A 13,855-nucleotide genomic window follows, 5' to 3' on the forward strand; every position below is an offset into this window, starting at 1 on the left:
TTTACGTGCGGGATCGGCTGTCGGGTAGGCGGAAGACGAGCACCAGGACGCGGAGTACGAGGACTGCGCAGATGACCAGCAGGTTGTAGGCGAAGAGCTGGTAGAGGGTGAGCGAAGCGGTCACTCGCGGGCCTCCCGGCGTGCCGAGCAGCAGGACCGCCATCAGTCCCGCGGTCGAGCCGAGGATCACCAGCAGTGCCTGGTGGAGCAGCCCGGTCAGGTGCCGGCGGTCGCGCTCGTCGGCGAACAGGCGGACGTTGAGGTTGAGCCGACCGCTCTCCGCCGCAGCCGCGATCCGGTCGATCCGGCGTGGCAGCCGCCGGAGCATCGGCAGCAAGGTGGCCAGTTCCTCGGTCGCCGTACGGCGCAGTGCGTCGGGGGCGAGTCGATCGGTGACGTGCGCGGCGGCGAACTGGCGGGACGCACCGACGAGATCGAAGCCCGGGAAGATCCGCGCGATCGTGCCCTCCACGGTGGCGAGTGCGCGGAACACCGCGGCGACCTCGGGTGGCACCCCCAGCTCGTGCGACGCGATGATCCGGAACAGGTCGTTGAACATGGCCGGCCCGAGCTGGGCGCCCGCACCGAGATGACGCGCCATGAACTGCCCGACCGCGCGCTCCAGGCTCTGCTCGTCGATCACGTCCGGCCGGTGGACGATCTCCAGCAACGCGTCGGTCGCCGCGACCGGGTCGCCGTGGTCGACGGCGAGCAGGAACCGTTGCAGCGCTTCGCGGGTGGACGGATCGAGCCGCCCGACCGAGCCGAGATCGAGCATGCCGATCCGGCCGTCGGTCAGCAGCAGGAAGTTGCCCGGGTGCGGATCCGCGTGGAACACACCGTCGATCGCGACCTGCCCGAGCAGACACTCGAAGAGCACCTTCGCCAGCCGGGCGGGATCGAGACCGCGCTCGGCAATCGAGGGAGAGGCCGCCCCGAGCCCGATCCCGTCGAGCCGCTGCATCGTGAGCACCCGTCTCGTGGAGAAGCGCGTGTGCAATTCCGGTACGACCATGTCGGGGTTGTTGGTGACCGACTTGCCGGCCGCGACGCTGGCCATGTTGCCCGCCTCGACGGTGAAGTCGAGCTCCTCGCGCATCGCGTCCGCGAAGCCTTCGGCCAGCGACCGCACGCCCATCGACCGGCCCCAGTCGGTGTTGCGCTCGAGCAGCCGCGCGAGTCGCTGCACGATGTCCAGATCCCGCGCGACAACACTCGCGATACCGGGCCGTTGCACCTTCACCACGACCGGTACGTCGTCCAGCCGGGCGGCGTACACCTGAGCCACGGAAGCGGCGGCGAGAGGCTCGGTGGCGAAGTCGGCGAACACCTGGCGCGGCGGCGCGCCGAGTTCCTCGGTGAGCACTGCCTCGACCTGTTCCCAGGGTGCGGGGGAGACCTGGTCCTGCAGCCGGCTGAGCTCGAGCGCGACCGATGCGGGGATGACGTCGCTGCGGGTCGACAGCACCTGCCCGAGCTTGACGAAGGTGACACCGGCCTCGTCGAGCGCGAGCCGCAGCGAACGAGCCAGATCGGCCTGCCCGGCCGCGTTCTCGTGACCTGGGCGGCGGCGGCCGCGTAGGTACGGGCCGAGGCCGTGCTTGATGGCGATCCGGAGGATCTGCAGGTAGCGCCGAGTGCGCGCGATCCGGCCGCTCACGTCCCGGCGCAGATCACGGGCCCTCGGCAACGACCCGGTCGGCACCAGCGCTTCGGACAGCACCAGGAAGATCAGCCCGGTCAGCATCGAGCACAACGCCGTCAACCCGAGCAACGCGAACGCCGCCCCGTTCGACCCGCTCCACGGCAACGGCCCCGCCAGCGCGGTCAGCAACGGCCCGAACATGGCCAGCGTCAACGCCGCCCCGACCGCCAACCGCCCCAGCCCGAACCGCACCCCCAGCAACCGCTGCGAGAACGGCACGAACACCACCATGAACACACCGACATTCACCAACCCCACAACCACCACATCCATGCCCGCACCCTAAGCGCCCCCGCACCCCACCCACCTCACCCACCCGGGGGACCACCCCCGCCACCAGAGGGAGCACAGACCACAAGAACAAGAACAAGAACAAGAACAAGACCAAGAACAAGAGCAAAGACAAGAGCAAGAGCAAAGACAAGAGCAAGACAAGAGCAAGAGCAAGAGCAAAGACAAGAGCAAGAGCAAGAGCAGAGCAAGAGCAAAGACAAGAGCAAGAGCAAGAGCAGAGCAAGAGCAAGAGATAGAGGGCTGCCGCCGGCTGTTGGATATCTTCGGCCGGGCGCGCGCTGAGGTTTCTCGCGATGACAGGCCTCAGCGGTAACGCCCGCGCCGCCTACCTCAAGTCCCCGGGTCGCCTTCTTGAATGCGACCGCGCGCTAGCTCTGGACAGCCGGGCGCCTCGGGTTGCGTTGGGTAGGTTTGTGAGGAGTGGCGGTCCGAGAGGCATTCCAGGAAGCCTCGGAGAGCGCGGCGAGCGTACGCTGACCTGAGTGTTGATCACGGCCTACGGCAGCACTGTTGGTCTTCTTCGTTGTTCTCTTGGGCTTGTCGGCCTCAGCGCCCGCAGCGCCGAAGCTTCCCGCCGGCCTGCGGCAGCAGCCTAATTTCTTCTTCTTTTACTTTTCACTTCTTTTGGTTGGTAGACGTGCGAAGGCCGCCCGCAGCTGGTGCTGGGGGCGGCCTTCGGGTGTTGTCAGGCTGGGCGGCGGCGGATTTTGTTGCCTAGCCAGACTATGGGGTCGTACTTGCGGTCGGCGACTCGTTCCTTCATCGGGATGAGGGCGTTGTCGGTGATCTTGATGTGTTCGGGGCAGACCTCGGTGCAGCACTTGGTGATGTTGCAGAAGCCGAGGCCGTGCTGGTCCTGTGCCTGGTGCTGGCGGTCCGCGGCGTCCAGCGGGTGCATGTCCAGCTCGGCGATCCGCATCAGGAAGCGCGGGCCCGAGAAGGACTCCTTGTTCTCCTCGTGGTCGCGGATCACGTGGCAGGTGTCCTGGCACAGGAAGCACTCGATGCACTTGCGGAACTCCTGCGAGCGCTCCACATCAACCTGCTGCATCCGGTACTCGCCGGGCTTCAGGTCGGCCGGGGGAGTGAACGAGGGGATCTCGCGGGCCTTCTGGTAGTTGAACGAGACGTCCGTGACCAGATCGCGGATCACCGGGAACGTCCGCATCGGGGTGACCGTGACGGTCTCGCCCTCCTCGAACGTGTTCATCCGGCACATGCACATCAGCTTGGGCATGCCGTTGATCTCGGCGCTGCAGGAGCCGCACTTGCCGGCCTTGCAGTTCCAGCGGACCGCCAGGTCCGGCGTCTGGGTCGCCTGCAGCCGGTGGATGACGTCGAGGACGACCTCGCCCTCGTTCACGTCCACCTCGTAGTCCTGGAGCTCACCACCTTCGGCGTCACCCCGCCAGACCCGGAACTTGCCTTTGTAGGTCATGCCGGCAGCTCCTCCTCGGTCAGGTACTTCTTCAGCTCGTCCAGCTCGAACAGCTCCAGCAGGTCCTCGCGCATCGGGATCTGGTCCTTGCGGCTCACGTCGACGCTGCCGTCGGCGTTCAGCCCGCAGACCAGCAGCACCTTGCGCCACTCGGCGTTCATGCCCGGGAAGTCGTCGCGGGTGTGACCGCCGCGCGACTCCTCCCGCTCCAGTGCCGCCTTGGCGACGCACTCCGAGACGGTCAGCATGTTGCGCAGGTCGAGCGCGAGGTGCCAGCCCGGGTTGAACTGCCGGTGGCCCTCGACGGTCATCTTCGCGATCCGGCCGCGGAACTCGGCCAGCCGCGCCAGCGCCTGCTCCATCTCCTCGGCCTTGCGGATGATGCCGACCAGGTCGTTCATCGCCTGCTGCAGTTCCTGGTGGATCGTGTACGGGTTCTCCCCGCCCTCGAGCTCGAACGGCGCCAGCGCCTCGGCCGCCGCGGTGTCGATGTCCGCCTCGGCGATCTTCGGCCGGTTCGCGCCGAGCGAGTCGACGTACATCGCCGCGCCCATCCCGGCCCGGCGGCCGAAGACGAGCAGGTCGGACAGCGAGTTGCCGCCCAGCCGGTTCGACCCGTGCATGCCACCGGCAACCTCACCGGCCGCGAACAGACCCGGTACGACGGACGACGCCGTGTCGGGGTCGACCTCGACGCCACCCATCACGTAGTGACAGGTCGGGCCGACCTCCATCGGCTCAGCGGTGATGTCGACGTCCGCGAGTTCCTTGAACTGGTGGTGCATCGACGGCAGCCGGCGCTTGATCTCCTCGGCCGGGAGTCGGGACGACACGTCCAGGAAGACGCCACCGTGCGGCGTACCGCGGCCGGCCTTGACCTCGGAGTTGATCGCCCGGGCGACCTCGTCGCGCGGCAGCAGCTCGGGAGGACGCCGGTTGTTGTCGGCATCCTTGTACCAACGGTCGGCTTCTTCCTCGGTCTCCGCGTACTGCGCCCGGAACACGTCCGGCACGTACTCGAACATGAACCGCTTGCCCTCGGAGTTCTTCAGTACTCCGCCGTCACCGCGGACCGACTCGGTGACCAGGATGCCCTTCACCGACGGCGGCCAGACCATGCCGGTCGGGTGGAACTGGATGAACTCCATGTTGATCAGCGTCGCGCCGGCCCGCATCGCGAGCGCGTGACCGTCACCGGTGTACTCCCACGAGTTCGAGGTGACCTTGAACGACTTGCCGACCCCACCGGTGGCCAGGATCACCGCCGGTGCGTCGAACAGGATGAACCGGCCGGACTCACGCCAGTAGCCGAAGGCACCGGAGATCGCGTCCCCGTCCTTGAGCAGCTCGGTCACGGTGCACTCGGCGTACACCTTGAGGTTGGCCTCGTAGTCGCCGGTGGCCGCGAAGTCCTCCTGCTGCAGCGAGACGATCTTCTGCTGCAGGGTGCGGATCAGTTCGAGGCCGGTGCGGTCGCCGACGTGGGCGAGCCGCGGGTAGGAGTGACCGCCGAAGTTGCGCTGGCTGATCCGGCCGTCCGGCGTCCGGTCGAACAGCGCGCCGTAGGACTCCAGTTCCCAGACCCGGTCGGGGGCTTCCTGCGCGTGCAGTTCGGCCATCCGCCAGTTGTTCAGGAACTTCCCGCCGCGCATCGTGTCGCGGTAGTGGACCTGCCAGTTGTCGTTGGAGTTCGCGTTGCCCATCGCCGCCGCGCAGCCACCCTCGGCCATCACGGTGTGTGCCTTGCCGAACAGCGACTTGCACACGATCGCGGTGCGCTTGCCCTGCTCGCGGGCCTCGATCGCCGCGCGCAGGCCGGCGCCGCCGGCCCCGATCACGACGACGTCGTATTGGTGTCGTTCCAGCTCAGTCATAAGAAGTCAGACGTCCGTATCAGTTGAAGAAGCGCAGATCGGAGAACCAGCCCGCCGACAGCGACATGATGTACGCGTCGGTGAGGATCACGGTGAACAGCGAGATCATCGCGAAGGTGCCGTGCTTCGGGTTCAGCTTGGACACGAAGGTCCAGTACCGGTAGCGCAGCGGGTGCTTGGAGAAGTTCTTCAGCCGGCCGCCGACGATGTGCCGGCAGGCGTGGCAGGACAGCGTGTACAGCCACAGGAAGACCAGGTTGATCCAGATGATCACGGTGCCCAGGCCGATGCCGAAGCCGCCGTCCTCGCCATGGAAGGCGAGCACACCGTCGTACACGTTGAGCACACCGAAGACCAGCGCGCCGTAGAAGAAGTAGCGGTGCAGGTTCAGCGCGACCAGCGGGAACTTCCGCTCACCGGTGTAGCTCTTGTGCGGCTCCGGTACGGCGCAGGCCGCCGGCGCGAAGAACAGCGAGCGGTAGCCGGCCTTGCGGTAGTAGTAGCAGGTACCCCGGAAGCCGGCCAGCACCGCGAAGGTGATGATGCTGAACGGGATCACCCGCGGGAACTCGCCGAACCAGGTGCCGAGGTGGCTGGAGCCCGGGACGCAGGACTCGGTGATGCACGGCGAGTACAGCGGCGTGAGGTAGTGGAAGTCGTCGACCCAATACCACTTGTTCATGAAGATCCGGACCGTCGCGTAGACGACGAAGAAGCCCAGGATCACCCCGATCCGCAGCGGCGCGAGCCACCAGCGGTCGGTTCGCAGCGTCTTCTGCCCGATCTGCGCGCGACCGGGAGCGCTTGTGCCAGTAGCCATCAGGGGGCGTGCCGGTCCGGTGCGCCGAAGCCTTCGTGCTCCGCGTCGGTCCACATGGACGCGTCGTATTCCACGTCGGGGATCTCCTCGAGTTCCTCCGGAACTGGTCCGGGTCTGTGATGAGGGTCGGGCGGGCCGAGCTCGGCCAGGTCGTCACTCAGCCGGGCCACGTCCGACACCAATCGGCGAACGCCGAGAGTGTCACCGTACTCCTGACTGAGCTTTCCGACGCTGGCATGCAGCGCTTCGAGAGCGCGTTGCACCGCTGCCACGGTGCTGTTGCCGTCACCCATGCCGACTCCAGTGATGGTTTTGTCGCTGTAAGTATGGGCACACTTTGCCCCTGCCGGGCGCACAACGGAAGACCCCTTGGTACGGCGTGTTTCTAGTTAGGGCTGCCTCAGTTGCCGAGGAGCCGACGAGTGGAGTAATGGGGCGAATCCGGCCTTCAGGACAAGGAGATTCGCGGGCGGAGTCAGTACTTCGACCTGCCGCAACCCGGCGGGTCGCGTCGGTACGGCGTACCCCTCCCAGGACCAGCTGAGTACCGAACCGCCGAGGACCAGGGCCGGCCGTCCGTCGAGCCGGATCATCGCGCCGTCGGGCAGGTCGTCCAGTTCGGCGACGGTGGTGCGTTGCCGGCGGGTTCGGGGTTCAACGCGTTCTAGGTGCAGCTGGCGGTCCATCGCGGCGGCTCGCGGACGCTCGGACAGACCACGCCCGGCGGCCCACGCACCGGCGTACAGGAGGTAGTCGCGGCGGCGGCAGTAGGCGCACGGGCGATGGCCGGCGGCCAGGGCGACGGCCTCGTCGAAGAAGAACAGTGCGGTCCAGCGGCCGGGCGGCATCGGGTCGCGCTGGACGCCTTTCCAGTCCAGGACGCAACAGATCCAGGCGTTCGACCGCCAGCGGGTGACGCCCAGGGTGCGGTCGGGTCGGTGCAGCGTGCCCCGATTGCCCATCAGCAGACCGCGGCCGGCCTCGGCCACGATCTCCTGGGTCGGCAGCACTCTGTTCTGTAGCGGCCTGTTCTGTTGCGGCACCCGACCATCATCGCCGCAGGACGTGACACAGTGCATGCCCATGAGTGAGCCGCAGATCGTCGTCGGGGTGGCCGTGATCCGGGCCGGCCGGGTGCTGGCCGCGCTGCGTCCCGGACCGGACGGCGGCTGGGAGTTCCCCGGCGGCAAGGTCGAGCCGGGCGAGACCGACGAGCAGGCCGCCGTCCGCGAACTGCGCGAGGAACTCGCCCTGGAGATCAAGCCACGGGCCTCGTTGGGACCACCCCAGGCGATCGGCGAAAAGTACTTGCTTAAGGTATACGCCGCCGATCTGTTGAGCGGTGAACCAATATTGCAGGAACACAGCGCAATCAAATGGGTCGAGGTGAGCGAACTGGACGGACTGGATTGGCTTCCCGCTGACCGTCCGTTCCTCTCCGCGCTACGCAAAGTAATGGTTTGTGACATCTAAGTGTTAAGCGCACGAGATCCGTCACGATTCCGTGACATCGACGCCAGCCCAGTGGCGTCCACAGTGCGAGATCCGTAGGGTTCCCGGCAACTCGACCGTCCGGGTGACGGCGGTGCGACCAAAAGCGGAAGGTAGGCAACAGCGATGACGCTGGGGGTTTCGGACGACCTGTCTCCAGAAGGCGGTCTGCCGGCAGATGGTTTGGCTGAGACCGCTGAGGCCAAACAGATCGAAGGGCGCTCCCTCGGGCAGATCGCCTGGGCCCGGCTGAAGAAGGACAAGATCGCGGTGATCAGCGCGATCATCATTCTGCTGATCATCGCGGTGGCGATCTTCGCGCCGTTGATCGTCAAGCTCAACGGCTTCCCGCCGGACCAGTTCAACAAGGTCGACGCGAACGGCAACCCGTTGCTGAACACCCGCGACGGCGGTATCCCGATCGGCGGCCTGTGGGGCAGCGGTACGAGCAGCGAGCACTGGCTCGGTGTCGAGCCGCAGAACGGCCGCGACGTCTTCTCCCGGCTCGTCTACGGCACCCGGGTGTCGCTGCTGGTCGCGCTCGGCGGCACGCTGATCGCGATCGTGCTCGGCACCATCATCGGCATGGTGGCCGGCTACTTCGGCGGCTGGGTCGACACGCTGCTCAGCCGGCTGATGGACATCATGCTGAGCTTCCCGTCACTGCTGTTCATCATGGCGCTGACGCCGGTGGTCGCGGACCGTGGGCAGGACCTGTTGGGCATACCCGACGACAACAGACTCCGACTAGGCGTGCTGATGTTCGTGCTCGGCTTCTTCGGCTGGGCCTACCTGGCCCGGATCGTGCGCGGCCAGACGCTGTCGCTGCGCGAGCGGGAGTTCGTCGAGGCGGCCCGGTCGCTGGGCGCCGGTCCGGCGTACGTGATCTTCAAGCAGATCCTGCCGAACCTGATCCCGACGCTGCTCGTCTACACCACCCTGCTGATCCCCGGCAACATCACCGCGGAGGCCGCGCTGTCCTTCCTGGGTGTCGGGATCAAGGAGCCGACCTCCTCGTGGGGCCGGATGATCGACGACGCCTCGGACTGGATCGAGAGCAACCCGCTGTACCTGTTCTTCCCGGGCCTGGCGCTGTTCATCACGGTGCTGGCCTTCAACCTGCTGGGCGACTCCGTGCGGGACGCCCTCGACCCGCGCGCCGGGAGGAGCTGACCCATGGGCCGTTATCTGATCCGGCGTCTGCTCCAGACGATCGTCATCCTCTGGGTGATCAGCGCCATCACGTTCTTCCTGTTCTGGATCACCCCGGCGAACCCCGCCCTGCTGATCTGTGGCCGGAACTGCAACACCGAGACGGTCGCGACGGTGAACGCGACCTACGGGTTCGACAAGCCGCTGATCGTCCAGTACGGCACGTACATGAAGGGGCTGGTCAGCCCGACCGGCCGCGAGATCGGTTCCGAGGGCAACGAACGCACCTGTGCGTGGCCGTGTTTCGGTGAGTCGTACCAGAACGGCATCCCGGTCTGGGAGTCGATCTCCACCGCCTTCCCGGCGACCTTCTGGCTGGCCTCCGGGGCCGCCGTCATCTGGCTGTTCTTCGGTGTCCTGCTGGGATTGATCGCCGCCTTGCGCAAGGGCAAGGCGATCGACAAGCTGAGCGTGGGACTGGCCCTGTTCGGGGTCTCGTTCCCGACCATCGTGTTCGGTTACCTGCTGTTGTACCTGTTCATCGTCAAACTCCAGTGGCCCGTTCCCGGACACCGCGAACTCGGCGCTGTTCACCGTCGGTCCACTGAAATGGATGCAGTTCTACATCCTGCCGTGGATGACGCTCGCGCTGGTCTTCGCGGCGCTGTACACCCGGCTCACCCGGGCCAACATGATCGACACGATGAACGAGGACTACATCCGTACCGCCCGGGCCAAGGGCCTGGGTGAGGGCACGGTGATCTTCAAGCACGGGCTGCGCTCGGCGCTGACGCCGATCGTGACCATCTTCGGTCTCGACGTCGGCGGCCTGCTCGGCGGCGCGGTGATCACCGAGCAGATCTTCAGCATCACCGGCCTGGGCCGGTTCGCCATCGACTCGGTGCTCAGCAACGACCTGCCGGCGATCATGGGCGTCGTTTTGTTCGCCGCGATCTTCGTCGTGCTGGCCAACGTGATCGTCGACGTCCTGTACGCCTTCATCGACCCGCGCGTGCGGTTGTCCTGACCCGACGAGGAGACAAGTGACCGAGTCTGTGACAACCACAGCGAGCACGAATGCCGGGACCGGCAAGCCGTTCCTGGAACTGAAGGACCTGCAGGTGCACTTCCCGACCGACGACGGCCTGGTGAAGGCCGTCAACGGGTTGAGCTTCTCGCTGGAACGCGGCAAGACGCTGGGCATCGTGGGCGAGTCGGGCTCCGGCAAGAGCGTCTCGAGCCTGGCCATCATGGGCCTGCACAAGGGCAGCCGGGCCAAGGTGGGCGGTGAGATCTGGCTGGACGGCGCCGAGCTGGTGGGCATGTCCGTACCGGAGATCCGCCGGCTACGCGGCCAGCAGGTGGCGATGATCTTCCAGGACCCGCTGTCGGCGATGCACCCCTTCTACCGCGTCGGCGACCAGCTGGTCGAGGCGTACCGGGTGCACAACAACGTGACCAAGGCGGTCGCCAAGAAGCGCGCCATCGACCTGCTCGACCGGGTCGGCATCCCGTCGCCGGACAAGCGGTTCTTCGACTACCCGCACCAGTTCTCCGGCGGTATGCGGCAGCGCGCGATGATCGCGATGGCGCTGATGTGTGACCCGCAGCTGCTGATCGCCGACGAGCCGACCACCGCCCTGGACGTCACCGTGCAGGCGCAGATCCTCGACCTGATGATGGATCTGCAGAAGGAGTTCAACTCCGCGATCATCATCATCACCCACGACCTGGGCGTCGTCGCCCAGATGGCGCAGGACGTGGTGGTCATGTACGGCGGCCGGGTGGTCGAGTCCGGCCCGGTCCGCGACATCTTCTACCGGCCCGAGATGCCCTACACCTGGGGTCTGCTCGGCTCGATCCCGCGGGTGAACCGCGGTGGCGATCACCGGCTCAAGTCCATCCGGGGTACTCCGCCGTCACTCATCAACCTGCCGAACGGGTGCCCGTTCCAGCCGCGCTGCGACTACCAGCAGTACGTCGAGGGCCACTCCTGCAAGAGCGAGGTCCCCGAACTGCTGCAGATCGGCACCGGCGGCCACCGGGTCCGCTGCCACATCGAGACCGAGCAGCGCAAGAAGCTGTTCATCGAGCAGATCAAGCCGAACCTGTGATGCCGGCACCGAAGGACGAGGAGCGATCGTGAGTACGTCGACGTCGGCCGAGCAGGCCGTCCAGGCGGGGCAGGGGGAGGTGCTGCTCGAGGTCAAGGGTCTGCAGCGCTACTTCCCGGTCACCCGCGGCATCGTGTTCCAGAAGCAGACCGGAGCGGTCAAGGCGGTCGACGGCATCGACCTGACCATCCACTCCGGTGAGACCCTTGGCGTGGTCGGCGAGTCGGGCTGTGGCAAGACCACCACGGGCCGGCTGGTGACCAGGCTGGACGAGCCGACGGGTGGCTCGATCCAGTTCAACGGCGCCGACATCACGCACCTGAGCCGCGCCCGGATGCGGCCGTACCGGCGTGAGATCCAGATGATCTTCCAGGACCCGTTCTCGTCGCTGAACCCGCGGCAGACGATCGGCACGATCATCGCGGCGCCGTTCCAGATCCAGAAGGTGGACAGCGAGGGCGGGACCAAGAAGGCCGTCCAGGCGCTGATGGAGCGGGTCGGGCTGAACCCCGAGCACTACAACCGGTACCCGCACGAGTTCTCCGGCGGCCAGCGGCAGCGGATCGGTGTCGCCCGGGCGCTGGCCCTGCGGCCGAAGCTGATCGTCTGCGACGAGCCGGTCTCCGCGCTCGACGTCTCGATCCAGGCCCAGATCGTGAACCTGCTGGAGGACCTGCAGGACGAGTTCAACCTGGCCTACCTGTTCATCGCCCACGACCTGTCGGTGATCCGGCACATCTCGGACCGGGTCGCGGTGATGTACCTGGGCAAGGTGGTCGAGATCGCCGACCGCGACGAGCTCTACAACCATGCTCGGCACCCGTACACGCACGCGCTGTTGTCGGCGGTTCCGGAAGCGGACCCCGACGCGCTGGCGCACCGGGAGCGGATCCGCCTCACCGGTGACGTGCCGAGCCCCTTGAATCCGCCGTCCGGGTGCCGTTTCCGGACGCGGTGCTGGAAAGCGCAGGACGTCTGCGCCGAGAAAGAACCCGAATTGCTGCAGATCGGTGCTCCGGGTCATCGGGCTGCGTGTCACTTCCCAGAGGAGCGCGATGTGATCTGAAAAATGCGGAGAGTAGCCGTTAGATCTATCGATGGCAATGATGCAATCACGATCTGGTCACCGAGCCGAATGCTCGTTGCGCCACTTGTGATTCCGTGAGTTGATGACCGCGAATTGACGCCAGATGACCTATCCGGCCGCCGCGACCCGGCGTGGAACGTCATGACAAGGAAGGAACTACTGGCTATGAAGTACGCCAAACGAGTAGGACAGGCAGTTGCCGCAGGGGTCAGCCTGACCCTGCTGGCGACCGCTTGCGGCGGCGGGAACGACGACGCCGGCAGCAAGTCCACGGAAGGCAGCACGGCCGGGGCCAAGGGGGGCACCGTCACCGTTTACCACGTCAACGACGTAGAACACCTCGACCCGCAGCGTAACTTCGTCACCGACTCCTCGATGATCGGCAAGCTGATCACCCGGACGCTGACGGACTACCGCTACGACGCGAAGTCGAAGAAGATCGTGCTGGAGAACGACCTGGCTGCCAGCTACGAGTCGACGCCCGACTTCAAGACCTGGACCTTCAAGCTGAAGGACGGGCTGAAGTACGAGGACGGTTCGCCGGTCGTTGCCGCCGACATCAAGTACGGCGCCGAGCGTTCGTTCGCGGCCGACATGCAGGAGGGTGCGCCGTACGCGCACGAGTACCTCGACTGCCCCGGTTACAAGGGCCCGTACGTGGGTGACAACAACGGTGGCAAGGGCTGCACCGCGATCGAGGTGCCGGACGAGAAGACCGTCGTCTTCAAGCTGAACCGCGCTGTCCCGACCTTCGAGGGCACGGCCAGCATGAAGGTCTGGTCGCCGGTCCCGAAGGCCAAGGACACCAAGACCTCGTACGACAACCACCCGGTCTCGACCGGTCCGTACAAGATCGAGTCCTACACCCGCAAGAAGTCGCTGACGCTGGTCCGCAACGAGAACTGGGACCAGAAGACCGACCCGCTGCGGACCGCGATGCCGGACAAGTTCGTCTTCAAGTTCGGTGACGCCGAGGCGACCGTCGACCAGCGGCTGTTCGCCGACGGTGCGGCCGACAAGAGCTCGGTGAGCTTCGCCGGTGTCCAGCCGGAGAACATCGCCAAGACCAACCAGGCGAACGTCAAGGACCGCGTCATCACGTCCAAGGACATCTGCCGTCGCTACATCGCCTTCAACGAGCAGAAGCCGCTGCTGAAGGACCAGAAGCTGCGCGAGGCGCTGTACTACGGTCTGGACCGGACCAGCTACCGCGACGCGCGTGGTGGCGAGCGGCTGGCCGCGGTGGTCGACTCGATCATCCCGGACGACATGGAGGGCTACAAGCCGGAGGAGCACTTCAAGGCTCCGCCGGAGGGCGACAAGGAGAAGGCCAAGGCCGCTCTGAAGGAGTCCAGCTACAAGGGCGAGAAGCTCGTCCTCGGTACCGCTGACTCCGGTCTGGCGACCAAGGCTTCCGAGGCCGCTCAGGCGTCCTGGAAGGCGATCGGCATCAACGTCGACATCCGTAAGATCCCGGGTGACAACTACTACTCGACCCAGCAGGTGGACAAGTCGGCGACCGACCTGATCACCGCCGGCTGGTGCTACGACTGGGCAACGCTGGCGACCGTCGTGCCGCCGGTGCTCGGTCCCGACACCACCGCGCCGAACAAGGCCGCGCAGAACAACTACGCGCGCAACCAGGTCGGCTGGGACAAGATGGCCGAGCTCGAGAAGGAGACCGACAAGGCCAAGCTCACCTCGGGCCTGTCCGACCTGTACTCCGAGATCATGAAGACGGCGCCGCTGGTGCCGACCGTTCAGGACCTCAACGTGTACGTCGTCGGTTCGAACATCGACAACGCGGTGGCCGACCCGAACACGGGTGGTCTGCCGGACCTCACCCAGATCGCGCTGAAGAAGGCGAACTGATCCAGGTG

13 protein-coding genes are annotated in these 13,855 nt (G+C 66.2%); 7 read left to right on the forward strand and 6 right to left on the reverse strand.

Translation table 11 applies throughout. The annotated features are described in order from the left end of the window. Nucleotide 1: 1 nt before the first annotated feature. The 6 genes from AB0F51_RS29625 to AB0F51_RS29650 form a co-directional block, all read right to left on the reverse strand. Nucleotides 2–1,978, reverse strand: a complete 1,977-nt coding sequence (locus tag AB0F51_RS29625; protein WP_360285172.1) for an AarF/UbiB family protein — start codon at nt 1,976–1,978, stop codon at nt 2–4. A 706-nt stretch (nt 1,979–2,684) separates the two neighbouring features. Further along, nucleotides 2,685–3,437, reverse strand: coding sequence for a succinate dehydrogenase/fumarate reductase iron-sulfur subunit (locus AB0F51_RS29630; RefSeq protein WP_360285173.1), 753 nt, complete (start codon nt 3,435–3,437; stop codon nt 2,685–2,687). Then, the gene (locus tag AB0F51_RS29635; RefSeq protein ID WP_360285174.1) at nt 3,434–5,311 is read right to left on the reverse strand and encodes a fumarate reductase/succinate dehydrogenase flavoprotein subunit; all 1,878 of its coding nucleotides are present in this window, start codon (nt 5,309–5,311) and stop codon (nt 3,434–3,436) included. The genes AB0F51_RS29630 and AB0F51_RS29635 overlap by 4 nt, the downstream gene beginning before the upstream one ends. Nucleotides 5,312–5,330: 19 nt before the next feature. Beyond that, on the reverse strand, nt 5,331–6,131 hold the full coding sequence (locus AB0F51_RS29640; protein ID WP_360285176.1) for a hypothetical protein: 801 nt from the start codon (nt 6,129–6,131) through the stop codon (nt 5,331–5,333). Next, complete coding sequence (locus AB0F51_RS29645) at nt 6,131–6,424, reverse strand: hypothetical protein (RefSeq protein WP_360285177.1); 294 nt, start codon at nt 6,422–6,424, stop codon at nt 6,131–6,133. The genes AB0F51_RS29640 and AB0F51_RS29645 overlap by 1 nt, the downstream gene beginning before the upstream one ends. 96 nt (nt 6,425–6,520) lie before the next feature. Further along, a complete protein-coding gene (locus tag AB0F51_RS29650; protein ID WP_360285179.1) occupies nt 6,521–7,174 on the reverse strand; it encodes a hypothetical protein in 654 nt (217 codons plus the stop codon). Nucleotides 7,175–7,214: 40 nt separating this feature from the next. Here AB0F51_RS29650 and AB0F51_RS29655 point away from each other — a divergent pair, with 40 nt between their 5' ends. From AB0F51_RS29655 to AB0F51_RS29685, 7 genes are all read left to right on the forward strand, one after another. Then, on the forward strand, nt 7,215–7,604 hold the full coding sequence (locus AB0F51_RS29655) for a (deoxy)nucleoside triphosphate pyrophosphohydrolase (RefSeq protein ID WP_360285180.1): 390 nt from the start codon (nt 7,215–7,217) through the stop codon (nt 7,602–7,604). Nucleotides 7,605–7,748: 144 nt separating this feature from the next. Then, on the forward strand, nt 7,749–8,795 hold the full coding sequence (locus AB0F51_RS29660) for an ABC transporter permease (protein ID WP_360285181.1): 1,047 nt from the start codon (nt 7,749–7,751) through the stop codon (nt 8,793–8,795). Between the two features lie 3 nt (nt 8,796–8,798). After that, nucleotides 8,799–9,524 carry an ABC transporter permease gene (locus AB0F51_RS29665; RefSeq protein WP_360285183.1) on the forward strand — a complete coding sequence of 242 codons (726 nt, stop codon included), beginning with the start codon at nt 8,799–8,801 and terminating at the stop codon, nt 9,522–9,524. Beyond that, on the forward strand, nt 9,412–9,801 hold the full coding sequence (locus AB0F51_RS29670; protein ID WP_360285184.1) for an ABC transporter permease: 390 nt from the start codon (nt 9,412–9,414) through the stop codon (nt 9,799–9,801). Before AB0F51_RS29665 ends, AB0F51_RS29670 begins: the two co-directional genes overlap by 113 nt. 16 nt (nt 9,802–9,817) lie before the next feature. After that, on the forward strand, nt 9,818–10,888 hold the full coding sequence (locus tag AB0F51_RS29675) for an ABC transporter ATP-binding protein (protein WP_360285185.1): 1,071 nt from the start codon (nt 9,818–9,820) through the stop codon (nt 10,886–10,888). A gap of 28 nt (nt 10,889–10,916) precedes the next feature. Beyond that, nucleotides 10,917–11,954 carry a dipeptide ABC transporter ATP-binding protein gene (locus AB0F51_RS29680; RefSeq protein WP_360285186.1) on the forward strand — a complete coding sequence of 346 codons (1,038 nt, stop codon included), beginning with the start codon at nt 10,917–10,919 and terminating at the stop codon, nt 11,952–11,954. Nucleotides 11,955–12,140: 186 nt separating this feature from the next. After that, nucleotides 12,141–13,847: an ABC transporter substrate-binding protein gene (locus AB0F51_RS29685; RefSeq protein WP_360285187.1), complete on the forward strand. Its 1,707-nt coding sequence runs from the start codon at nt 12,141–12,143 to the stop codon at nt 13,845–13,847. Nucleotides 13,848–13,855: the final 8 nt, after the last annotated feature.

Origin of the sequence: Kribbella sp. NPDC023855, from assembly GCF_040639475.1 — a bacterium.
In the GTDB taxonomy this organism is placed as follows: Bacteria; Actinomycetota; Actinomycetes; order Propionibacteriales; family Kribbellaceae; genus Kribbella.

Bases quoted from the DNA above. Each gene is read 5' to 3' on its own strand.
- AB0F51_RS29625 (WP_360285172.1), bottom strand. From the start codon at position 1,978: ATGGATGTGGTGGTTGTGGGGTTGGTGAATGTCGGTGTGTTCATGGTG.
- AB0F51_RS29630 (WP_360285173.1), bottom strand. From the start codon at position 3,437: ATGACCTACAAAGGCAAGTTCCGGGTCTGGCGGGGTGACGCCGAAGGT.
- AB0F51_RS29635 (WP_360285174.1), bottom strand. From the start codon at position 5,311: ATGACTGAGCTGGAACGACACCAATACGACGTCGTCGTGATCGGGGCC.
- AB0F51_RS29640 (WP_360285176.1), bottom strand. From the start codon at position 6,131: ATGGCTACTGGCACAAGCGCTCCCGGTCGCGCGCAGATCGGGCAGAAG.
- AB0F51_RS29645 (WP_360285177.1), bottom strand. From the start codon at position 6,424: ATGGGTGACGGCAACAGCACCGTGGCAGCGGTGCAACGCGCTCTCGAA.
- AB0F51_RS29655 (WP_360285180.1), top strand. From the start codon at position 7,215: ATGAGTGAGCCGCAGATCGTCGTCGGGGTGGCCGTGATCCGGGCCGGC.
- AB0F51_RS29660 (WP_360285181.1), top strand. From the start codon at position 7,749: ATGACGCTGGGGGTTTCGGACGACCTGTCTCCAGAAGGCGGTCTGCCG.
- AB0F51_RS29665 (WP_360285183.1), top strand. From the start codon at position 8,799: ATGGGCCGTTATCTGATCCGGCGTCTGCTCCAGACGATCGTCATCCTC.
- AB0F51_RS29670 (WP_360285184.1), top strand. From the start codon at position 9,412: ATGACGCTCGCGCTGGTCTTCGCGGCGCTGTACACCCGGCTCACCCGG.
- AB0F51_RS29685 (WP_360285187.1), top strand. From the start codon at position 12,141: ATGAAGTACGCCAAACGAGTAGGACAGGCAGTTGCCGCAGGGGTCAGC.